Source organism: Sulfuriferula sp. AH1 (assembly GCF_002162035.1).
GTDB lineage: Bacteria > Pseudomonadota > Gammaproteobacteria > Burkholderiales > Sulfuriferulaceae > Sulfuriferula.
In genome coordinates this window covers 2,476,898-2,498,009 of record NZ_CP021138.1, presented here as the reverse complement: position 1 = coordinate 2,498,009, position 21,112 = coordinate 2,476,898, and the positions used below count along the sequence as shown (strand labels likewise).

The following is a 21,112-nucleotide window of genomic DNA, read 5'->3' as shown; positions in this document are numbered from 1 at the left end:
CAGTTTTAGTGCGTGGTGCCGGTTTCGTTGGATTCCTGCTGTTGCTGCATGTACATGGCTTCAAAATTGACCGGATTCAGGATCACCGGCGGGAAGCCTGCGCGCGTCACCAGATCGGAGACGGTTTCGCGCAAATACGGGAACACGATATTGGGGCAGCCGATACCCAGTACCGGGTTCAGTTGTTCGGCAGGGATCTGGGCGATGCGGAAAATGCCGGACTGGGCGACTTCGACCAGGAACATCACCTTGTCGCCGATTTTGGCGGTAACGGTTGCGGTAAGGGTGGTCTCGTAGATGTCTTCAGCGACAGGCGCGCTATGCGTGGCCAACTGCACGTCGATTTCAGGTGCGTCGCGCTCCAGGAAAATTTGCGGTGCGTTAGGCACTTCTACTGATAAATCCTTGACGTACAGTTTTTCAATCGCAAAAACCGCTTGTTGTTCCTGATCGTTCATGACGACTCCGTGAGGTTAATTTAAAAATCTCATTTTAACCCGAATGTGGGCGATTAGGTTGAGGTAAAATCGCTGAATGAACCTGCAAACAGCTTATCAGCGTACTCTCGTCCTTACCCTCGTCGTCAAGCTCGCCTTGGCGTTTTTTCTGCCGATGTCGGGGGACGAGGCGTATTTCATCATCTGGGCCAGACATCTCGATTTCGGTTATTACGATCATCCGCCGATGGTGGGCTGGATCATCTATCTGCTGCGCTTCATCGGCGACGGCGAGCTGGTGATGCGTTTGCCGGCGGTGCTGTTTTCCACGCTGATCGGCATGGGCATCTATCGCCTGCTCAAGCCGCTGGATGCCAGCCGCGCCGCACTCGCGGCGATGATCTTCCTGATCTCGCCGGTCAATATCATGGACGTGCTGATCACGACCGATACGCCGCTGATCCTGTTTGTGTTCCTCTCGGTGTATGCGCTGGTGCGTGCTTTGCAGCGCGATCAGCTGGGCTGGTACGTGCTTTCGGGCGCGGCGATGGGTCTGGCGTTCCTGTCCAAGTATTTTGCGGTGCTGCTGGGGCTGGCGTATCTGGTATTCTTCCTGTTTACGCCGCAGCGCAGGCAGCGCTGGTTCGGTTTTCTGCTGCTGGTGCTGGCGGCGATGCCGTTCGTGGCGGTGAATGTGTACTGGAATTACACGCATTGCTGGGACAACATCCTGTTCAACCTGTACAACCGCAATCAGGGCGCGCAGTTCTCGTACAAGGATGTGCTGACTTATCTGGGCACGACGCTGTACCTGATGACGCCGCCCATCGTGTATTACTGGTGGCGGCAGCGCGGTGCGGCCAGGCCGTTTGCCCGGATTGATTTCAGGCTGTACGCCTTTGCATTCTGGGTGCCGATCGCCTTCTTCCTGCTGCTGTCGGTGAAAAAAACCATCGGTCTGCACTGGGTACTGGCGTTCTATCCGTTCTTCTACCTGTTGCTGGCCCTGCATTTGACGGTGCCGCAACTGCTCAGGACCGCGAAATTCATGGCCTGGTTTACGGCGGTGCATCTGCTGATCATCGCCGGTTTGCTGGCTGCGCCGGCTTCTGCATGGCAGCACAGCAAGAAGCTGTATAGCGGCTATGTGTTCCTCATGCACAATGATGAGGTGCTCGCTGCATTGCGCCCTTACCAGCATGATTTCCTGATGGCGACGGACGGTTATTCCAATTCGGCCATCATCTCCTATCACGCCGGCCGGGAGTTCTTCGTGTACGGTGCGGGGTCGCAGCATGCCCGGCAGGACGACATGAATACCGATTACCGGCAGATGGCGGGGCGCAACATTCTTACCATCGACAAATCGCCGCCCGAGCTGCGGAAATATACGCCGTATTTTGCGCGCGTCGAAGTGCGCGAGCTGAAAGTGCGCGATGCGATTTTTTATCTGACGCTCGGCTATAATTTTAATTACCCGGCCTATCATGACGGCATCCTCACGCAAATTCGTGACCGTTATTATCGGATCCCGGCGTTTCTGCCTTACAAAAACTGTTACTTTTGCGATAAATATTTTGCCGGCGCCAGTTGCCCGCGCTGATTGGGGAAATATGAGCACTTCAGCCATACCTGTATTGAGCAGGCCATTATCCGGCTGGGGGCGTTATCCGGTCGAAGTTTGTGATCAGGTGCGCCCCGAGCGCTATCAGGATTTGCGGCCTACAGCCGCCCAGCAGATCGCTCGCGGGCAGGGACGCAGTTATGGCGATGCCGCGCTGGGCAAGCAGGTAATCCTGACCGAACGCGTCAATCGCCTGCGGGAATTCAATACCGCGACCGGCGTACTGCGCGCTGAAGCAGGCATAACGCTGGCAGAGATACTCGACGTGATCGTGCCGCAGGGCTGGTTTCTGCCGGTGACGCCGGGAACCCGGTTCGCGTCGTTGGGCGGCTGTGTCGCGGCGGACGTGCATGGCAAGAATCACCATACGGACGGCGCCTTCAGCCAGCATGTCATCGCAATCGAGTTGATACTGGCGGACGCCAGCCGGGTGACCTGCTCGGCTTCGCACAATGCGGCGTTATTCTGGGCGACGGTGGGGGGCATGGGGCTGACCGGCATCATCGGCGAAGTGAGCCTGCAGCTCATTCCCGTCAGCAGTCCGTTTATGCAAGTGCGGCATCACACTTCAAGAAATCTGGGGGAGACTTTCGCGCTGTTCAACAATGCGACGCTGGACGATAAATACACCGTGGCGTGGATAGATTGCCTGGCAAGCGGCATCAGTCTGGGGCGCAGTGTGCTGATGTGCGGCCACCATGCCGAGCAGGAAAATTATCCCGTGGCGTTGCCCCAGACCGCGCGGCCCAGGCGGTCACGCAGTATTCCGTTCGATTTGCCGGCGATGGCATTGAATCCGTTCACGGTGAAGCTGTTCAATGCACTGTATTACCGGCAACAGGGCCGCAAGACCGCGCCATTCCTGGCGCATTACACCGAGTATTTCTATCCGCTGGACGGCATTGCGCACTGGAACCGGTTGTATGGCAAGCGCGGCTTCGTGCAGTATCAGTGCGTGATTCCGGACAGCGGCGCGTTCGAGGCGGTGACGGCGTTACTGAAAACGCTGTCGCAAAGCCGCCGTCCGTCGTTCCTTGCGGTATTGAAACGCCTCGGCCCGCAGGATCAGGGTTTGCTGTCGTTCCCGATGACGGGATATACCCTGGCGCTGGACATTCCGCTGCGCGACAGCGGCGTATTCGCATTGCTCAAAAAGCTGGACGAGATCGTGCTGCATTACGGCGGACGCGTGTATCTGGCGAAAGATGCGGTGCTTACGCCGCAGGAATTCCGCGTGATGTATCCGCGTTATGCGGAATGGCTGGCGATCAAGCAGGATGTCGATCCGGCGCTCCGCTTCCAGTCCAGCCTGTCACGTCGATTGGGGATAGGCTATGCGTAAAACCGTACTTGTTCTGGGTGCCACTTCCGCCATTGCTCGCGCCACTGCCGAGGCTTTTGCGGCGAAGGATTACGATCTCTACCTCGCAGGGCGTAATGGCGACGAGCTTGCGCGTATCGCCGCTGACTTGCAGCTGCGCTATCGCGTCACTGTCTTCAGCGGCCTGTTTGCCGCTGAAGACACCAGTAGTCATGGCCGCTTTTTCACCCGGGCGCTTGCCGAGATGGGCGGGATGGATGGCGTGGTGCTGGCGCTCGGTCACCTCGGCGACCAGCAGGCCGCACGCGATTTCAGCGTGGGCGCAGAAGTGATATTGATCAACTTCACCGCCGCTGCGTCGATACTCAGCCATTGCGCCAATTATCTGGAAGCGCGCAAGCAGGGCTTCATCATCGGCATCAGCTCGGTGGCCGGCGACCGCGGGCGGCAGAGCAACTATACCTATGGCGCCGCCAAGGGGGCGCTGAGCCTGTATCTGCAAGGTTTGCGCAACCGGCTGTTCGCGAGCGGCGTGCGGGTCATCACCGTGAAACCGGGTTTTGTCGATACCGCAATGACTTACGGCATGCCTGGCCTGTTTCTGGTGGCTTCGCCGCAATACATCGGCGAGCGCATCGTGCGCGCGCTGGGCAGATCCGGCGATGTGATTTACCTGCCGTGGTTCTGGCGCTACATCATGCTGATTATCAAGGCCATTCCTGAAGCCGTGTTCAAGCGTCTGAAATTATGACCAGGCCGGTGGTCGCCGCATTCGATTTTGACGGGACGCTGACCCATGGCGACAGTTTTCTGCCGTTCCTGCGCGCAGTGGCGGGCAATGTGCGCTATGCGCAGCAGATGCTCAGCCTGTCTCCGGTGCTGCTGGGTTATGGTCTGGGGCTGGTGAAAAATCATCATGCCAAGGCGCGGGTGCTGGCCAAGTTTCTGAGCGGAAAGGAAGTCGAGGCCATCCGGCAGATCGCGCATGATTTCGCTACGCGGCAACTGCCTGCACAGATCCGCCCCGGCGCATTGGCGCGTTTGCGCTGGCACCAGCAACAGGGCCATCGCTGCGTGATTGTCAGCGCTTCGCTGGAGTGCTATTTGCAGCCGTGGGCGCAGACGGTGGGCATTACCGAGATCATCGGCTCGCGTCTGGTGACGGCTGCGGATGTCTATACCGGGCAGCTGTCCGGTGCCAATTGCTACGGGGTCGAGAAAACGCGACGACTGCAGGCGCTACTGGGGGAGCGTGAGGCGTACACGCTGTATGCGTACGGCGACAGCAAAGGCGACCGTGAGCTGCTGGCGCTGGCAGATCACGCTTATTACCGTCGGATGCCTGAAGTTTAAACGGCCACGGGCAGTTTTTCCAGCCATTGCTCAACCGGTTCCGGGCGGCCGAACAGGTAGCCCTGATGAATGACCCGGCCATGCCTGTTCAGGAAATCCACCTGTTCCTGAGTCTCGATGCCTTCTGCGACGACCTGCAAATGCATATGGCGTGCTACCGCCAGTATGGTCTCCACCAGTACCGCAGCGTTGCTGTCGGTGGTGATGTCGTCAATGAAGCTCTTGTCGATCTTCAGTTCCCGGATCGGCAGGCGCTTCAGGTGCGACAGGCTGGAATAGCCGGTGCCGAAGTCGTCCATCGAGAAATGGATGCCCAATGCGCTGAGCATGTTCATTTTCGCAATGGCCTGGTCGATATCGCCTATCACCAGGCCTTCGGTCACTTCCAGTGCCAGATGGCTGGCATCGGCGCCGGTCGCTGCCAGTTGCAGTTTGATCTCCTCGATGAAGTCGACACGCCGGAAATGCCGCGGGCTGACGTTGACTGAAATGCGCAATGCACTATTCCGCGCCTGAAGTTGCGCCAGCAATTGGCACACGCCAGCCATCATCCAGCGGTCTATCGCCACGATCAGGTCGGAGGTTTCCGCCAGCGCGATGAATACCGAGGGCGGGATCAGGCCGCGTTCCGGGTGTTGCCAGCGTACCAGCGCTTCAGCGCCGATTTGCACTCCGTTCGCGTTGACCTGCGGCTGCAGATACAGGCGCAGCTGATTCTGCGCGACCGCCTGATGCAGTTCCTGCTCCAGCTGGTACAGTTGCATGATGCCCTGTCCCATCGCGGCTTCAAAGAACACGATGCGGTTGCTGTCTGCGGATTTGGCCTGGCGCATGGCTATGTCTGCATGGTGCAGAACGTTGAGCGCGGTTTCGTTCGACGATTCGGTGATGATGCTGATACCGATGCCGGCATCGAGATGGATCAGCTTGCCTTCGACTTCGATGCCGTTGCGCAGCAGATTGCGCAGTTTCTCCGCGACTACCAGGATCTCGTGACCGGTTGCAGTACGGTCAGCGCTCATGCACGGCAGCAGCAGCGCAAACACGTCCGAATCCAGTCGCGCCAGCACATCTTCCGTGCGCAGCGCCTGGCCGAAATGCCCGGCGATGGCCTTGAGTGCCGCATCGCCGGTGATCAGGCCAAAAGCTTCGTTGATGTTCTTGAAGCGGTCAATGTCGAGCAGCAATACATAGGCGATCAGGCCTTCGCGCGCGGCATTGGCCAATGCCTGCTCCAGCCGGTTGAGGAACAGGGCCCGGTTCGCCAGGCCGGTAAGCGGGTCGCGCCAGGACAGATTCTCGATCTTCGCCTGCGCACGATGCATGGTGCTGATGTCGGCAAAAACCGCAATGTAATTAATGAGCTTTCCTTTGGCATCCCTGATCGCACTGATGGTTTGCCATTCCGGGAAAGTCTCGCCATTTTTGCGCCGGTTCCAGGTTTCCCCGGCCCAGCTACCTTCGTTCAGCAATGCTTGCCACATGGCCTGATAGTGATGCTTGTCATGGCGGCCGGAGCTGAGCAGGCGCGGATTCTTTCCCAGAACTTCCTCTTCGCTGTAGCCGGTGATGCGGCAGAATGCCGGATTGACCGCGATGATGTTGACCGCCGCGTCAGTGACGATAATGGCTTCATCCGTGGTTTCGAAGACACGGCTGGCCAGTTGCTGACGTTGTGTCGCCTGCGTTTGCTCGGTCCGGTAGCGATACAGCGCCAGGCCCGCTAACGCCAACAAACCCAGAAGTGCGGTCAGGGAGATCAGCATGGCGTCGGCAGGAAGCTTGCCTGGTTTGAGAGTTGCCGGACTGTTACTGGCTGCAGGCGGCGTGATTTAAGTCGTCCGCCGCAGTCGCATAAGCGGGGTTTCATGTTGAAATTGCCGTCGAATATATTCAGTGCTGGACACCGAGAGCAGCGGTGGGCGTCAGCACTTTCAATTTTTGACGGTGGGATGCCGCTGCCGATTTGATCTGTCTGACTCCCGTATTTTGCTGGAATTTGAAAACGCTGACGGCCATCGCGAGTCCGTTGGATTGTTCGAACAGACTTTCGGCGGCGACCGCGGCTTGTTCGACCAGGGCGGCATTTTGCTGAGTGATCCGGTCCATTTCGTTGATGGCGCGATTGACCTGATCGACACCGATACCTTGTTCGCGGCTGGCGGCAGTGATCTCGCTAATCATTTGGGTGACTTTTTGCACTGAATTAACGATGTCTTCCACGGTGAGTCTGGTTTCCTGTACCAGCTTGTTGCCTTCATCGACCTTGTCGGCAGATTCATCGATCAGCACCTTGATTTCTTTTGCGGCAGCGGCGGAACGCTGCGCCAGACTGCGCACTTCGGTGGCGACTACGGCAAAGCCGCGGCCTTGTTCTCCGGCACGCGCAGCTTCGACCGCGGCATTGAGGGCGAGGATATTGGTCTGGAATGCAATGCCGTTGATTAGGCCGATAATGTCGGAAATCTTATGCGCGGAACTGCTTATGCCGTTCATCGTGTCGCCGACCTGGCTGACGATGGTGCCGCCTTTGATGGCGATGGTGGATGCGGCTTCGGCCAGTTGGTTGGCCTGCATCGCATTGCTCGCATTGCCCTTTACGGTGGAGGCGAACTCTTCCATGCTGGCGGCGGTTTCCTGCAAGCTTGATGCTTGCGACTCAGTGCGATTGGCCAGATCCATATTGCCGTCCGCGATTTCCTTGGCGCTGGTATTGAGGGTCGCGATATTGGTGCGGACGTCGCCAATGATGGAAACCAGGTTGATATTCATCTGCTCCAGGGCCTGCAGCAGCTGTCCGGCATCATCGTTCTGAACGGAATGGAATTTGACGGTGAGGTCGCCACCGGCGATCGCGCGGGCGATATCGGTGGCCTGTTTTAACGGCTGAGCGACCCGCTTGATCAGGAATACCCATAGATTGAGGGTGATTGCGAGCGCCATGAAGACAGATGCCAGTATCCACGCTTGACTATGGATATCGAACAGATCGGGCAGCGCGTAGGCGATGAATGAAAACAGCATGATCAGCATTGCGCTGAGATGGATACGCGTTGTGAATGGCGTAGTGCCCAGTCGGGATAGTGCGCCTGCCAGACCGGTACGCACGACCTGGCCGCGGCAGACTTTCAGGCCATTAGCCTGGTTGTTGAGGAATTTCTGGTAAATCGGTGCCGTGGCGTCGATCGTTTCACGTTCAGGCTTGGTGCGTACTGACATATAACCGACCACCTGGCCGTTTTCCCGGATCGGCGTGGCATTGGCTTTAACCCAGTAATAGTCACCGTTCTTGCAGCGGTTTTTGACCAGGCCGGTCCACGGCAAGCCCAATTTCAGGGTTTGCCACATGTCGGCAAATGCCTCTCTGGGCATGTCCGGGTGACGCAAGATATTGTGTGGTGCGTCGAGTAGTTCGTCCGGGCTGAATCCGCTGACTTCGCAAAAATACGGATTTACGTAAACGATTCTGCCGGCAAGATCGGTTTTGGAAACAATCGAGCGTTCTTCATCCAGTACATATTCATGATCGGTGACGGGCATATTGATACGCATTTATTTTTCTTTCTGCTGCCAAACGGAGCTGGAGGAATTGAGCGTGATGGTATTCTTATATTCTTATATTCTTATCTTGTTGTCAAATATCTGTAACTTTTGAAGATCCAATAGTGTGAATCCCGATATTTCGAAAGCTGATGTGTGCGTTGGCACAGCAGCATCATCGAGGGTCTGGCTTATAGAATCATGAACGCCGGGTATGTATTGGCGGCGGAAGGGATGGAAACCGAATTCGTTTTAGATAAAATTAAAAGATCGGATTCAGTCATGGTCAAGGTTATCTGTTCGGCAGACCGGCCATTGCGTCTGCGGCGGCATCGCTGTACCTGAATAGCGCCTGGGCGCGAGTCCCTTTCGTGCATGAATCAGCTATATTCTCCTTGTGTTTTTGGCAATAGGCTTTAGCATATCGAAGTTAGCGTTTTCGAATTCTCATCATGAAATTTCAGCATCTTCCTATCGGCGCGCATTTTGAATTTGAAGGCAGGTGTTACACTAAAGTCGGCCCGCTGGTGGCAGCGGAAGAAGGCGGCGGCCAGCGCATGATTCCGCGTTACGCGGTGTTGCGGGGCTTGAACGATGTAGCCGCGGCGGCGGCGCCGATTACCGTGCCGCAACTGGAGGCCGCTGAAGTGTCAGCGGCTTTTGCAGAATTCGAGCAGCTAGCGGGGCAGATGCTGCATGAGGCGACAAATGCAGACCCTGCCCGCCAGGCAGCCGTGCAAGCCGCACTAACGGTTGCGGGGCAGGTATTTCGTAACAGGCTGAATATAAAATAAATGAAAACAATATTGAATTTGTGGCGGCTGATGCGCCCGCACCAGTGGCTGAAAAACAGTTTCGTGTTCACCGGGCTGCTGTTCGGCCATGCCTGGCATGACGGCCATCTGGTATTGCAGGTCGTGCTGGCTGCGCTGGCCTTTTCGCTGATGTCGAGCGCGGTATATATCATCAACGACATGGTGGATTGCGGGCAGGATCGCCTGCATCCGGAAAAATGCCTGCGTCCGCTCGCGGCCAATCAGCTCGGCATGAGCACAGCCGGTGTGTTCGCGGCGCTGCTGATGCTGATCGCCTTGCTACTGGCGGGATGGGTGGCGGCGATGGTACTGGTGATCATCGTGCTGTATGCACTGATGAATCTGTCGTATTCATTGCGTCTGAAGCATGTCGTTATCCTTGATGTGTTCATTATCGCCGCGGGCTTCATGCTGCGGATACTGGCAGGTACGCTGGGTGTCGGCATTCCGCCGTCGCAGTGGCTGCTGTTGTGCGGGCTGATGGTTACGCTGTTTCTGGGGTTCGCCAAACGCCGCGCCGAGATCATCGAGCTGGCCGAGACCAAAACCGCGCACCGCAAGGTGCTGGCGCATTACAGCCCGGTGCTGCTGGACAAGATGATAGGCATCACCGCGTCCGGCGTGATCATGAGTTACAGCCTGTATACCATGAGCCCCGACACGGTCCATACCCACGGCACCAGCAATCTGATTTATACCGTGCCTTTCGTGATGTACGGCGTGTTCCGTTATATCTATTTGCTGCATCAGCAACATGGCGGCGGCGATCCGTCGCGCGATGTGGTGCGCGACCCGCATATGCTGCTGGCGGTGCTGGCCTGGGGCGCGGCGACGTTTTGGCTGATCCGCTGATGCAACTTCATCCATTGCATGGCTGGCGTCGGCACGCGCTGATATGGGTAGTGCTGCTGAGTGTGGCCGGCTATCTCGGCTCGGTATTGTGGAGCGGCTGGGAAGAGGTGACGGCGGTCATCGCGCAAGTGGGTTGGCTGGTGACCGGCGCGGCGCTGTTATTGTCCCTGCTCAATTACGTGCTGCGCTTTGTGCGCTGGCAGCTGTATCTGGCGCAGCTGGGGCATACGTTGCCGTGGCGCGAACATTTCCGCATTTACATGGCTGGTTTCAGCATGACCATCGTGCCCGGCAAAGTCGGCGAGACTATTCGCAGCGTATTTCTCAAAGCACACGGTGTGGATTACGCCAAAAGCGTTGCGGTATTCTTCAGCGAGCAGGCATCGAACCTGATCAGTATGGTGATACTGGCGGCGCTGGGCGTCTGGGTGTATCCGGCAGCGCAGCCGTTCGTGCTGATACTGAGCGGTGTGCTGATCGCTGGTCTGGTGGTGCTGCAACAGGGTCGCTTGCTCGCCATGCTGGATGGCTTTTTTCAGCGATGGCTTACGTCGGGGCTGGCAAAGATAGCGCATGCCGCATTCACCACGGTGCGCCATGCTGGATCGTGTCTGCGTTTTCCGGTATTGTCGCTAGGCCTCGCCATCGGCGTGGTGGCGTGGGGCGCCGAGGGTGTGGCGCTGTATTTCATGTTGCACAGTCTGGGCAGTGACATCAGCCTGCAGACGACGATGTTCATTTATGCGTTTTCCATGCTGGTCGGCGCGATCAGCTTTTTGCCAGGCGGTCTGGGCGGCGTCGAGGCGACGATGGTAGGTCTGCTGATGTACCATCAGCTCGATCAGGCGCATGCAGTCGCGGTGACTTTACTTATCAGGCTGACTACGCTGTGGTTCGCGATAGCGCTGGGCGGTGTGGCGATGATGCAGCTGTCGCGGCATAGACATTGATACGGAGACGGGAATGATTTTGATCAAACAGTTACGGCGCGAATGGCTCATGCTGATCGCCGCGGCGATAGGCGTGGCGGGTTTTGCACTGGAGCATGCGGCGCTGGAAGCAGGGGGCGCATTGTTATGGACGCTGTTTGCCGTCGTGCTGGCGGGCGTCATAGGGCTGGCTTTTCGCATCGCCCATCATGCCGAAGTGCTGGCCGTACGTCTGGGTGAGCCGTTCGGCACGCTGATTCTGACGGTATCGGCGGTCGCGGTAGAAGTGATCATCCTGGCGGTAATGATGACCCAGAATCATAGCCCGACGCTGGCGCGCGATACGGTGTACTCCGCGATCATGCTGGATATCAACGGTATATTGGGTATCGCCGCGATCATCGGCGGACTCAAGCATGGCGTGCAGCAATACAATCTCGATGCCGCCAACGCCTATGTGGCGATGCTGTTGACGGCGGTGGGTATCGGCATGTTTATCCCGGATTTCGTGCCTGCGACCCGGTGGCAGATTTATTCGGTGTTCTCGGTGGTGATCATGGCGATACTGTACCTTGCGTTCCTGCGTTTGCAGACCATCGAACACCGTGCTTTCTTCTCGTTTGGTGACGTCGAAGCAGAAGCGCACGACATGCAGGGCTGTCCGAACTGGTTGCATGTGCTGCTGCTGATAGGTGCTGTTATCGGCGTGGGCATCCTGTCGGAACTGCTGGCAGCGCTGCTGGCCCACGGCCTCGAAGGCAGCGGTTTGCCGCTGGCGATACCTGCCGTCATGGTTGCGCTGATCTCCGCCAGTCCGGAGCTGATGGCGGCGCTGAATGCGGCACGCAATGACCGCATGCAGACCACCGTCAATATCGCACTGGGCGCGTCGTTGGCGACCGTGCTGCTGACCGTGCCGGTGATAGAGGGCATCGCCCTGTTTACCGGAGCACGCATCGATATGGCGCTAACTCCGGTACAGGCGGGGATGTTGCTGGTGACTTTTCTGGTGACCATGAATAATTTGCATGACGGCGAATCGAATGCGATTGAAGGCATGACGCACTTCGCATTGTTTGCAGCGTTTGTGATGCTGACGTTGTTGGGGGTGTCGTGACCTTGTTATCCTGATCCTAAGCGGTGCTTGATCGCATAAATTGATCGTTGTCGCGTTCCAGCGCGGCACGATCCCAATTTCCTGGCACGGCTGCGGCTTCATATGCCGTCTGCAAAAAAGCAAGCAGCGTATCGTCCGCCGATGCCGATTGCCGTACGACCTCGTAAGGCAGGATGAATTCGCGGAAATCGGTACTGTAAAAGGCGGCAGCTGGCTGGATCGCTACTTTGGCGAAGTTCGGCGGTTCGGGATAGGCGTAGGAATAGAATGCCGGATAAGGAATCTGGCCGCCCCCCGGCCAGAACCCGCAACTGCTGACTTCATGCGAATAGGCTTCACGCGTCACTCTATCCGGCAGGCCCGGAATTCCGCCAGGATGCAATGGCGCCCGACGCCCTGAAAAGCGCGTAACGGCCAGATCCGCAGCCCCCCAGAAAAAATGCACCGGACTGCATTTGCCGATAAAGCGGGCGCGAAACTGCTTGAAAACCCGTTCGGTCTGAACCAGTATGCGCCAGAACCGGGCGGCATATTCCTGATCGTAGGCGCAGTGTGTCTCGATCCTGATCGAACGGAATCGGGTCGATGACTTCGTTCGGCGTTGTGTTAATGCGCACATGCAGCATCAGCCTGTCCATTTCCTTCATCAAACGCTTATAAAACGCCTGCACCGACTGCGGCTCGAGCGCAAAACCGCCTGTGCCGCTATCGCTCACCTGTATCGTCAACTGATGCGCGACAAAGTCGAAATCGATCTGGAAAGTTCGGGTGCCGTGCGCAATGGGCATCGTGGTCAGGCCTCTGGCGGTCAAATACAGCGTGACGTGCCAGGAGTGATTGAGCCACGGGCTTTGCACCAGCCGGATCTTGCCGACGATCTGCGTCCACAGCTGCAAGGTCGTACAGGTTTCGCTCCAATCCTCGAGCGGCAGGCTTGGCCATGTGTCATTGGAAAATGCGGTCTGGGTGCTCATTATCCCTCCTGCCAAACTTTACAAGCGCGGCCTAATCAACTACGATTTTAGCCTACATCGTGTCGTTGTTCAGCCTGCAATTTATTGTGATGTCGCTGTCAACGGATTTTGAACGCACGCCGGCAAAGGAAGTGTTATGACTTTCCCTCATGCAGCCTTGGCACTCGCGGATAATCAGCGCAGTCTTTGGATGGACACTTATCTGGGCGTGCGCCGGCGCAGCGAAGCGCTGTGTATGCCGCTATCTCCCGAAGATTACGTGATCCAGACATGCCCGGAAGCCAGTCCGGCCAAGTGGCATCTGGCGCATGTCAGCTGGTTTTTCGAAACTTTCCTGCTCAAGGAATATCTTGCCGGTTACACGGAGTTTCATTCGGCGTTCGGTTATCTGTTCAATTCCTATTACGAGCAGATCGGCAAGTTTCATCCGCGCCATGAGCGGGGATTCCTGTCACGTCCGGGCGTAGAAGAAATATATCGCTATCGGGCGCATGTGGACGAACACATGCAGCAGCTGTTGTCCGGCGCAGATGAGGCTATATGGCCGGGCGTACGGCAGCGCCTGGAGGTCGGCCTCAACCACGAACAGCAGCACCAGGAATTGTTGCTGACCGACATCAAGTTGAATTTCCACGCGAACCCGCTGCGCCCCTGCTATCGCAGCGACTTGCCCCGGATAGCGGAAGCATCGGTGCCGCCACTGCATTGGATCGAATTCCACGGCGGCCTCCATGAGATCGGCCATGAAGGCGGCGGCTTTGCCTACGACAATGAATTGCCGCGCCACCGCACCTATCTGTATCCCTTTCGTCTGGCTTCACGGCCCGTGACCAATGGCGAATATCTTGCCTTCATGGATGACGGCGGATACAGCACACCCCGTTTCTGGCTTGCCGACGGCTGGGCAGCGGTGAAGCGCCTGCACTGCTCTAGTCCGATGTATTGGGAGTTAGTCGATGGCGAATGGTGGCAGTTCACCCTCGGCGGGCTGCGCAGGTTGAGCCTCGACGAACCGGTCTGTCATGTCAGCCACTATGAAGCGGAAGCCTATGCCGCATGGGCCGGCAAGCGCTTGCCCACCGAAGCGGAATGGGAAATCGCTGCGCGGAATCTCCCGGTCGCAGGCAATCTGGCCGACAGCAACTACCTGCAACCGACAGTCGCAGCGGATGGAGACGGCCTGCAGCAGATGTATGGCGATGTGTGGGAACATACCGCTTCGCCGTATCAGCCCTATCCGGGTTTCCGTCCGGCAGCGGGTGCGCTCGGCGAATATAACGGCAAATTCATGTGTAACCAGATGGTATTGCGGGGCGGCTCGTGCATAACCCCCGCCGATCATATTCGCGGCAGTTACCGGAATTTTTTCTATCCCCACGAACGTTGGCAATTTCAGGGGTTTCGACTGGCGGAGGATGCGTGATGCGTAGTGTTACCAACAATTTTCATTTTCATGATTTGCAGCCCGCACTGGATGATTTCCATGCGGACGTCATTGCCGGATTGAGCGGGAAAACCAAATATCTGTCCCCAAGTTCTTCTATGATGAACAGGGTTCGCAGCTGTTCGATGCCATCACCCGATTGCCGGAATACTATCCGACGCGTACCGAAATCGGACTGCTGCAGCGGTATGGCGAAGACATGGCCCGGCTGCTGGGTAACGACGGCATACTGGTCGAGCTCGGAAGCGGCAGCGATACCAAAATCCGCGTGTTGCTGGAAACGATACAGCCGCAGACCTATGCACCGGTTGATATTTGCCGTGAATACCTGCGCATGGCGGCAGGCGCTATCGCCCAGGATCATCCGCGACTGGAAGTCCATGCGATCTGTACCGATTTCACCAAACCGTTCGAACTGCCGGACTTGTTCGATGCCCAACAACGGGCAGCCTTCTTCCCCGGCTCCAGTATCGGCAACTTCGATCCTGCTCAAGCGCGCGAGCTGCTTCGGAGTATCGCCAGACTACTAGGGCCGGACGGCCGGCTGCTCATTGGTGTCGACCTCAAGAAATCCCCGGAACTGCTGCATGCCGCCTACAACGATGATCAGGGTGTCACGGCGAAATTCAACCTGAATCTGCTTGAACGCATCAACCGCGAGCTCGATGCCGATTTCGATGTCGAAGCCTTCCGTCATGAAGCCTTCTACAACGAAAAGCTCGGCAGAGTCGAAATGCATCTGGTTGCCACCGCCTCGCAACGTGTCCGGATCAACGGCTGCCGTTTTGAATTCCAACCCGGCGAGAGTATTCACACCGAGAACTCCTACAAATTCAGCGTCGAGGAATTCCAGACGCTGGCAGCGCAATCCGGGTTTGCCGGCGTACAGGCGTGGCAGGACGACGACGCGCTGTTTAGTGTGCATTGCCTGCGGCCGGTTTAATCAGCCAGGTTTTTCTTGCCCGTATTAGCCTGCAACGTCTTTTCGCGCAGGTCCGGTGGATGATGGGCTGATCGTGATTGAAGTAAAGGCACGGTTTGCTGTCTCAGCATTGAATTAAATATTCATACGCATGATAACTGTATCTTGCCCGATACAGGGATGATCCTTGTTGCCTGGCGTTTTGAAAAACTGGCATAACTGCCGGTTTTGACTATAGTGGTAGTTACAACAACAACTACCCGGAGGATAATCATGAAGCGCTTACTCATTGCCAGCCTGCTGCTCGGCTTATTGCCTGCTGCACCCGTTATGGCCGAGCAGTCGCAGAAATTCGGCGCCTATGAAATACATTACAACGCCATGCCCACCGACGAGTTGGCAGCGAAAGTTGCCAAGGCATACAATATGGACCGTAGAAAGGCCCGCGGCCTGGTGACTATTTCAATTCTCAAATCCAGTTCGCTGGGTGGTATAGGCCAGCCGGTGAAAGCCACGCTGGATGTTAGTGTTGTCAACATGTCTCAACAGCTGAGTCGGGTCAAAATGCGCGAAATTGCAGAAGGCACGGCGCTGTATTACATCGGGGAATTCCGTATAACACCACCGGATACGCTGAAATTCAGGGTAACAGTCAAACCGGCAGGAGAAAAACTGGAAAGCACGGTCGAATTTTCCCAGGAGTTTTTCAAATAAGCCGGGATAAGTTGTGCAGGCAATAGGTTGCCTCCGGCAAGTTTACCAGCACGCGGATTCGCCGGCACTGTAACTGGGCGCGCTTCATCCTGTTCTTCGACCACCCACCCGAGATCGGGAAAGTAATCTGCACCACCAATGCCATTGAGTCGGCGAACATGTGTTTGCGTAAGCTCACCAAGAATCGGGGGCATTCTCCAGCGATGAGGCATTGCTGAAATTGTTCTGTTTGGTACTGCTCAACATCCGCGATTGGAAAGCGGCGTTAAACCGGTTTAATATCCAGTTCGAAGACCGGGTGTCGCAGCAATAAAGAAACTCAGTGTACACATTCCGATGGTCATCATTGTCACTGCAATGAATGTGGCTTAGTTTGCCTTATTTTTCCCGGTTTCCAGAACGGCCTCTTTATTTGATTCTGTCATAATATTTGTTTGGCGGGAATTTAGTATGGATTTGAATCATGGTAACGCGATCCACTGCCGGGGATTAATCAAAACCTACGGAACGAACGATGCACAGGTTCAGGCGTTAAGGGGCGTTGATCTGGATGTCCGCTTCGGGGAGTTGCTCATGCTTGCCGGTCCCTCCGGCTGCGGAAAGACGACCCTGATCTCGATTATTGCAGGCATCCTGGATCAGGACGCGGGGCAATGTATCCTGCTCGGACACGATTTCCAACAGATGGGGCCCGATGAGCGAGCGAATTTTCGTGGTACCTCGGTCGGCTTTGTATTCCAGAGTTTTAACCTGCTGCCCACACTCACTGCGGCCGAAAATGTTGCGATGCCGCTCATTATCAATGGCATGACGCGCAAAGCGGCGGTTTCGCGGGCGGGCGCCACCCTTGAGGGTGTTGGACTCGGAGAACGCGCGGAGGCATTGGCGGCGCAACTTAGCGGCGGTCAAAAACAACGAGTGGCGATCGCCCGCGCACTCGTCCACGAACCGAAAGTGATCATTTGCGACGAGCCGACGAGTAATCTCGATCATGCGGCAGGGCATCAGGTTATGGATATTCTGCGGCGCGTAGCCAGAACCCCGGAACGGGCTGTGTTGGTCGTCACCCACGATTCCCGTATTTTTGAGTTCGCCGACCGTATTGCGCATATGGATGACGGGATGATTACCGACGTGACCGAGACAGCGCACATGGAGGCTTCCTCATGATTCGAAGGTACATGCTGCCACTTCTCGCCATGATCGGTGTACTCATCATTATCGTCGCGATCATCATAGACAATCAGCCTAAGCAATCTCCATCCCCGGCCATTCAATGGCCGAAGGCGCCTTTTGCTACCTATGTAGCCGGTGCCGGGATTGTTGAAGCCAGTAGCGGAAATGTTGCGGTCGGCACGGGAGTTTCGGGGATAGTCACGGCCATCTATGTCAAATGGGGTGATCGTGTGAGGGCTGGTGACCTGCTGTTCAAGATCGACGACCGAGACCTGCAAGCCCAGCGCCTCCCGGCAATCGCCAGTGCGAAGGAGGCCGGGGCCAGGCTTATACAAGCCCGGGATCAACTCAAACTTGCCGAAAACGTGCCTGACAGTCGGGCAATCAGTAAGGAGGACATGAATAACCGCCACTCTGCGGTTGCGATCGCCGAGACAGCCTTGGCACTTGCGCAAGCCCGGATTGAGCAGATCAAGCTGGAGATCGATCGGCGCGCGATCCGTGCACTGATACCCGGCAAGATACTGCAAATCAACATACGGCCGGGTGAGTTCGCACAAAGCGGTGTTCCTGCCAGACCGCTTATGTTGCTCGGTAATGATGATCAGCTCTATCTGCGTGTCGATATTGACGAGTTCGACGCCTTGCGGGTTAAACCAGGCTCTCCTGCTGTCGCATTCGTGCGAGGTGCTCCGGAGCGGCAGGTGCCGTTGAAATTTGAACGCATTGAGCCGTATGTCGTCCCGAAGACCTCGCTGACCGGGAATGGTGCAGAGCGAGTCGACACGCGTGTTCTGCAGGTCATCTACAGTTTTCCCCCCGCTGCATTGCCAGTCTATATCGGCCAGCAGATGGATGTTTATATTGAGACATCGCCTGCTGAGCCGGCGCAAGCGCCACATCCGGATGCGCGTGCAGTACGTCAAACGGAGCATGCATCGTGACCGTATTTCCCCGGCGTATTGCATCGGGTCTGCTCTGTATCGTCCTGGCAGGCTGTGCGGTCTCTCCCCCGGTTAACAGCCTGTCGGCGCCTGATGTTCCAGCACGGTGGACCGAGGCGCCGGAAAGCAGCGCCTCGGTACCGCAAGCGGCAGTGGCCTGGTGGACAGTTTTTCATGATCGGGAACTGGATTCCCTCATCCGGCGCGCGGGCCAATCCAGCCTGGATATACGGCTTGCACAGGCGCGTCTGCGTGAAACGCGGGCGCGGCTAAGCGTTGCCTCGGCATCGCTTCAGCCATCCGTCAACGCGACGGCTTCCTACGCGCGTGAACGAGAAAGCATCAACGCACCTGCTCCGGTGCTGGTCAACTCGGATGGACAAATCGAGTCCCCAACCGGGCAATCGGAAAATCTTTTCCAGGCCGGTTTTGATGCGAGTTGGGAACTCGACCTGTTTGGTGCCCGGCATCGATCTGTCGAGGCAGCGCAAGCTGAAGTCGACTCTTCCACCTATGATCGTGGCGCCGTCGCGCTTACGCTTTTCGCCGAAGTAGCACGAAACTACATTGCATTTCGCGGGTTTCAGCAGCAGATATTGGTGGCGCGTGCCGACCTGGCCGCTCAGCAAGATATGTTGAATCTCGTGCAGGCACGTTATGCGGGTGGATTGGCAACCGGTGTTGATGTCGCACGCGCCGCTGCACAAGTCAAACACCTTGCAGCGCAAATTCCCGCGCTGGAAACAGTCCGCAAGAATGCGGTACACCGTCTGAGCGTGTTACTGGGGAAATCGCCAGGTACGCTTATTGCTGAATTATCGGAAATCCGGCCGATCCCTGTCGCCAGACCTGATTTATCGCCGGGATTGCCGTCGGACTTGCTGCGTCAACGCCCGGACATTCGGCGTGCCGAATACCGGCTGGCAGCGGCGACAGCTCGTTTGGGTGTTGCAACAGCGGATATGTACCCCAGATTTTCCATGAACGGAGCCGCCGGGCTGGCGAGTGTTTCAGCCGGGGACTTCTTCAACAGCGCCAGCCTGCTATGGAAGATCGGCCCGACAATAACCTGGCCGATACTGCGTGGCGGGCAGATTGTTGCTACGATCAAGGTGCGCGATGCCCAACAACAACAGGCATTTATTGCCTACCGTCAGGCGATACTCAATGGACTTGAAGAGGTCGAGAATGCGATAGTTACCTACACACAGGAACAAAATCGGCGGGCAATCCTTGCCGATGCAGTTATGGAAAACCAGCGAGCCGTCGATCTCGCCCGATCCCGCTACATAGGCGGCTTGGCCGACTTCCGCGATGTTCTCGATATGGAGCACATTCTTTCTCAGGCCCGGAACGCGCTGACTCGGAGCGATACTGCACTCGCGATTGATTTGGTGGCACTCTACAAATCCCTTGGCGGTGGGTGGCGCGTGGCAATATTGCCATCGGCTTACTCCTCGTCTGGCCATGGGTTGAACTGCCTTGCCGCTGGTTCAAAAGAGGAACCGAAATGCTCTACATCGCGGTAAGAATGCTCCTGGGTGATCGCGCCAAGTACGCTGGGCTGGTTTTTGGCATCGCATTCACGTCGTTCCTCGTCACGTTTGCATCGTCCTATTTCTCCGGTTTCATGACACGCGGTTTCGCCCTGATCACCGAAAACCAGTTTGCGGATGTGTGGGTCATGGATCCGATGGTGAATTCGGTCGAGCAAACAACCAACATGCCCTGGTGGGCGCTTGACCGGGTTCGCAGCGTGGAGGGTGTGCGCTCCGCCGTGCCATTGGTGCTCGGTACGGCGGAAGCGCGTTTCCCGGATGGTCGGTTTCAGTCGTTTCAGGTCATCGGCTTCGACGATGCCACCTTTGCCGGTGCTCCTCCACTGCGGGGTGGTTTAGGTTACAACGTACTGCGCGCACCGAATGCGGTGGCTGTCGCATCGGGGGGATCAAGCGGCAAACTCGATACGCCACTGCTCAGCGCTGATCAGTGGCCGCACAGCAGGCCTCACCTCGATGTCCCGATGCGTGAGCTGGAGCAAGGCGATGAACTGCTCGTCAATGACCATTTGGTGCGCATCGCGGGCCGGGCAGAAGCGTTACCCCGATTTCCGCCACGGCCACTGCTGTACACCCCGCTTAATCGCGCTCTCGCCATCCTTTTGCCCGAGCGGCGGCAAATCACGTTTGTGCTGGTCACTGCCGCGCAAGGAGTCTCCCCAAGCGACCTCGCTGCACACATCGAGGCAAGAACAGGTTTGCGGGCACGCACGTCGGCTGATTTCAAGGCGGATACCGTGCACTGGTTTTTGATCAATTCCGAAGATGTGGGTGACATTGCGTCAATGCTCATCCTGGCCATGTCAGTGGGTTTCGGCGTGACGGGCGTGATGCTCTATATGTTCACGACCGAGAATCTGCCGCAATACGCGATACTGAGTGCCATGGGGGCGACCCGCAAAATGCTGCTGTCCATGATCTTTGCGCAAGCAGGACTATCCGCTCTGGTGGGAACCGGGTTGGGACTTGGGTTATGTGGAATTGTCGGGCGACTCGCGGAGATGGCTGGCTATCCATTCCGGATTATGTGGTTCACGCCACTGGCGGGAGCTGCAATGGTTCTATTGGTAAGTGTTGCGGCAGCTGTGCTCAGCGCCCGCCCGGTATTGAAGCTGCAGCCTGTATTGGTCTTTGCAGGACGCTAATTCCGGCATCCCGGTTAAACCAGATCGATGGAATTAACATCAGGTGCGATTTCTATCGATAAATGCAACTGGATTGCTTTGTTTTACTCTATTTACACTACTAACCGTAATAAATTTTACATCGCTCTAGGCGACTGAATAATAATTTATATTGATCAGCGCTACTGGTTTATTTCTGCTCTATATTAATGACGAGGCAGTTAACGTATTGCTTGGCTGCGCTCATCAAACTTTTGGTGAGTTCTC

Annotated in this window: 19 protein-coding genes and 2 pseudogenes; 16 read left to right on the top strand and 5 right to left on the bottom strand. The window is 56.7% G+C overall.

What is annotated here, in order from left to right; genetic code table 11:
* Positions 1–5 precede the first annotated feature (5 nt).
* On the bottom strand, positions 6–458 hold the full coding sequence (secB, locus tag CAP31_RS12600; protein WP_087447854.1) for a protein-export chaperone SecB: 453 nt from the start codon (positions 456–458) through the stop codon (positions 6–8).
* 76 nt (positions 459–534) lie between these two features.
* On the opposite strand from secB, the gene CAP31_RS12595 reads away from it, so the two are divergent.
* The 4 genes from CAP31_RS12595 to CAP31_RS12580 are packed head-to-tail and all read left to right on the top strand — an operon-like array spanning position 535 to position 4,735.
* Positions 535–2,040 (top strand): glycosyltransferase family 39 protein, encoded by a 1,506-nt coding sequence (locus CAP31_RS12595; protein ID WP_087447853.1) that lies wholly within the window; start codon positions 535–537, stop codon positions 2,038–2,040.
* Positions 2,041–2,050: 10 nt separating this feature from the next.
* Positions 2,051–3,403: an FAD-binding oxidoreductase gene (locus CAP31_RS12590; protein ID WP_087447852.1), complete on the top strand. Its 1,353-nt coding sequence runs from the start codon at positions 2,051–2,053 to the stop codon at positions 3,401–3,403.
* Positions 3,396–4,133, top strand: coding sequence for an SDR family oxidoreductase (locus CAP31_RS12585; RefSeq protein ID WP_087447851.1), 738 nt, complete (start codon positions 3,396–3,398; stop codon positions 4,131–4,133). Before CAP31_RS12590 ends, CAP31_RS12585 begins: the two co-directional genes overlap by 8 nt.
* Positions 4,130–4,735 carry an HAD-IB family hydrolase gene (locus tag CAP31_RS12580; RefSeq protein WP_087447850.1) on the top strand — a complete coding sequence of 202 codons (606 nt, stop codon included), beginning with the start codon at positions 4,130–4,132 and terminating at the stop codon, positions 4,733–4,735. The genes CAP31_RS12585 and CAP31_RS12580 overlap by 4 nt, the downstream gene beginning before the upstream one ends.
* On the opposite strand, the gene CAP31_RS12575 is transcribed toward CAP31_RS12580, so the two are convergent.
* A complete protein-coding gene (locus CAP31_RS12575; protein WP_087447849.1) occupies positions 4,732–6,501 on the bottom strand; it encodes a bifunctional diguanylate cyclase/phosphodiesterase in 1,770 nt (589 codons plus the stop codon). The two genes, CAP31_RS12580 and CAP31_RS12575, sit on opposite strands and share 4 nt — an antisense overlap.
* A 127-nt stretch (positions 6,502–6,628) precedes the next feature.
* Positions 6,629–8,287 carry a PAS domain-containing methyl-accepting chemotaxis protein gene (locus CAP31_RS15250; protein WP_087447848.1) on the bottom strand — a complete coding sequence of 553 codons (1,659 nt, stop codon included), beginning with the start codon at positions 8,285–8,287 and terminating at the stop codon, positions 6,629–6,631.
* A gap of 440 nt (positions 8,288–8,727) precedes the next feature.
* On the opposite strand from CAP31_RS15250, the gene CAP31_RS12565 reads away from it, so the two are divergent.
* The 4 genes from CAP31_RS12565 to CAP31_RS12550 are packed head-to-tail and all read left to right on the top strand — an operon-like array spanning position 8,728 to position 11,988.
* Positions 8,728–9,069 (top strand): hypothetical protein, encoded by a 342-nt coding sequence (locus CAP31_RS12565; RefSeq protein WP_087447847.1) that lies wholly within the window; start codon positions 8,728–8,730, stop codon positions 9,067–9,069.
* Positions 9,070–9,942: a decaprenyl-phosphate phosphoribosyltransferase gene (locus tag CAP31_RS12560; protein WP_087447846.1), complete on the top strand. Its 873-nt coding sequence runs from the start codon at positions 9,070–9,072 to the stop codon at positions 9,940–9,942.
* A complete protein-coding gene (locus CAP31_RS12555; RefSeq protein WP_087448387.1) occupies positions 9,942–10,892 on the top strand; it encodes a lysylphosphatidylglycerol synthase transmembrane domain-containing protein in 951 nt (316 codons plus the stop codon). Before CAP31_RS12560 ends, CAP31_RS12555 begins: the two co-directional genes overlap by 1 nt.
* A 13-nt stretch (positions 10,893–10,905) precedes the next feature.
* Positions 10,906–11,988 carry a calcium:proton antiporter gene (locus CAP31_RS12550; protein ID WP_087447845.1) on the top strand — a complete coding sequence of 361 codons (1,083 nt, stop codon included), beginning with the start codon at positions 10,906–10,908 and terminating at the stop codon, positions 11,986–11,988.
* A gap of 16 nt (positions 11,989–12,004) precedes the next feature.
* Here the strand turns inward: CAP31_RS12550 and CAP31_RS15195 are convergent, their stop codons facing one another.
* Together CAP31_RS15195 and CAP31_RS15190 are read right to left on the bottom strand one after the other, a co-directional pair.
* Positions 12,005–12,607: a DUF5996 family protein gene (locus CAP31_RS15195; RefSeq protein WP_255377112.1), complete on the bottom strand. Its 603-nt coding sequence runs from the start codon at positions 12,605–12,607 to the stop codon at positions 12,005–12,007.
* 1 nt (position 12,608) lies between these two features.
* Positions 12,609–12,962, bottom strand: a pseudogene (locus CAP31_RS15190) (DUF5996 family protein); the annotation flags it as partial.
* A gap of 136 nt (positions 12,963–13,098) precedes the next feature.
* On the opposite strand from CAP31_RS15190, the gene egtB reads away from it, so the two are divergent.
* The 8 genes and pseudogenes from egtB (at position 13,099) to CAP31_RS12510 (ending at position 20,866) form a co-directional block, all read left to right on the top strand.
* Positions 13,099–14,385, top strand: coding sequence for an ergothioneine biosynthesis protein EgtB (gene egtB, locus CAP31_RS12540; protein WP_087447844.1), 1,287 nt, complete (start codon positions 13,099–13,101; stop codon positions 14,383–14,385).
* Positions 14,386–14,545: 160 nt separating this feature from the next.
* Positions 14,546–15,349: an L-histidine N(alpha)-methyltransferase gene (gene egtD, locus CAP31_RS12535; RefSeq protein WP_255377111.1), complete on the top strand. Its 804-nt coding sequence runs from the start codon at positions 14,546–14,548 to the stop codon at positions 15,347–15,349.
* Between the two features lie 252 nt (positions 15,350–15,601).
* Complete coding sequence (locus tag CAP31_RS12530; RefSeq protein ID WP_087447843.1) at positions 15,602–16,042, top strand: DUF4426 domain-containing protein; 441 nt, start codon at positions 15,602–15,604, stop codon at positions 16,040–16,042.
* A 71-nt stretch (positions 16,043–16,113) separates the two neighbouring features.
* Positions 16,114–16,355: pseudogene (locus CAP31_RS14855) on the top strand (transposase); the annotation flags it as partial.
* A 137-nt stretch (positions 16,356–16,492) separates the two neighbouring features.
* Positions 16,493–17,212 carry an ABC transporter ATP-binding protein gene (locus tag CAP31_RS12525; RefSeq protein WP_087447842.1) on the top strand — a complete coding sequence of 240 codons (720 nt, stop codon included), beginning with the start codon at positions 16,493–16,495 and terminating at the stop codon, positions 17,210–17,212.
* Between the two features lie 11 nt (positions 17,213–17,223).
* Positions 17,224–18,162, top strand: a complete 939-nt coding sequence (locus CAP31_RS12520; protein ID WP_223247280.1) for an efflux RND transporter periplasmic adaptor subunit — start codon at positions 17,224–17,226, stop codon at positions 18,160–18,162.
* Complete coding sequence (locus tag CAP31_RS12515) at positions 18,159–19,691, top strand: efflux transporter outer membrane subunit (RefSeq protein ID WP_157662750.1); 1,533 nt, start codon at positions 18,159–18,161, stop codon at positions 19,689–19,691. Before CAP31_RS12520 ends, CAP31_RS12515 begins: the two co-directional genes overlap by 4 nt.
* Entirely contained in the window at positions 19,673–20,866 is a 1,194-nt protein-coding gene (locus CAP31_RS12510) for an FtsX-like permease family protein (protein ID WP_087447839.1), read from the top strand. The genes CAP31_RS12515 and CAP31_RS12510 overlap by 19 nt, the downstream gene beginning before the upstream one ends.
* The last annotated feature ends 246 nt before the right edge of the window (positions 20,867–21,112 follow it).

Excerpts from the sequence above, each read along its gene's own strand:
- secB (WP_087447854.1), bottom strand. The coding sequence starts at position 458 with ATGAACGATCAGGAACAACAAGCGGTTTTTGCGATTGAAAAACTGTAC.
- CAP31_RS12595 (WP_087447853.1), top strand. The coding sequence starts at position 535 with ATGAACCTGCAAACAGCTTATCAGCGTACTCTCGTCCTTACCCTCGTC.
- CAP31_RS12590 (WP_087447852.1), top strand. The coding sequence starts at position 2,051 with ATGAGCACTTCAGCCATACCTGTATTGAGCAGGCCATTATCCGGCTGG.
- CAP31_RS12585 (WP_087447851.1), top strand. The coding sequence starts at position 3,396 with ATGCGTAAAACCGTACTTGTTCTGGGTGCCACTTCCGCCATTGCTCGC.
- CAP31_RS12580 (WP_087447850.1), top strand. The coding sequence starts at position 4,130 with ATGACCAGGCCGGTGGTCGCCGCATTCGATTTTGACGGGACGCTGACC.
- CAP31_RS12575 (WP_087447849.1), bottom strand. The coding sequence starts at position 6,501 with ATGCTGATCTCCCTGACCGCACTTCTGGGTTTGTTGGCGTTAGCGGGC.
- CAP31_RS15250 (WP_087447848.1), bottom strand. The coding sequence starts at position 8,287 with ATGCGTATCAATATGCCCGTCACCGATCATGAATATGTACTGGATGAA.
- CAP31_RS12565 (WP_087447847.1), top strand. The coding sequence starts at position 8,728 with ATGAAATTTCAGCATCTTCCTATCGGCGCGCATTTTGAATTTGAAGGC.
- CAP31_RS12560 (WP_087447846.1), top strand. The coding sequence starts at position 9,070 with ATGAAAACAATATTGAATTTGTGGCGGCTGATGCGCCCGCACCAGTGG.
- CAP31_RS12555 (WP_087448387.1), top strand. The coding sequence starts at position 9,942 with ATGCAACTTCATCCATTGCATGGCTGGCGTCGGCACGCGCTGATATGG.
- CAP31_RS12550 (WP_087447845.1), top strand. The coding sequence starts at position 10,906 with ATGATTTTGATCAAACAGTTACGGCGCGAATGGCTCATGCTGATCGCC.
- CAP31_RS15195 (WP_255377112.1), bottom strand. The coding sequence starts at position 12,607 with ATGTGCGCATTAACACAACGCCGAACGAAGTCATCGACCCGATTCCGT.
- egtB (WP_087447844.1), top strand. The coding sequence starts at position 13,099 with ATGACTTTCCCTCATGCAGCCTTGGCACTCGCGGATAATCAGCGCAGT.
- CAP31_RS12530 (WP_087447843.1), top strand. The coding sequence starts at position 15,602 with ATGAAGCGCTTACTCATTGCCAGCCTGCTGCTCGGCTTATTGCCTGCT.
- CAP31_RS12525 (WP_087447842.1), top strand. The coding sequence starts at position 16,493 with ATGGATTTGAATCATGGTAACGCGATCCACTGCCGGGGATTAATCAAA.
- CAP31_RS12520 (WP_223247280.1), top strand. The coding sequence starts at position 17,224 with ATGCTGCCACTTCTCGCCATGATCGGTGTACTCATCATTATCGTCGCG.
- CAP31_RS12510 (WP_087447839.1), top strand. The coding sequence starts at position 19,673 with ATGCTCTACATCGCGGTAAGAATGCTCCTGGGTGATCGCGCCAAGTAC.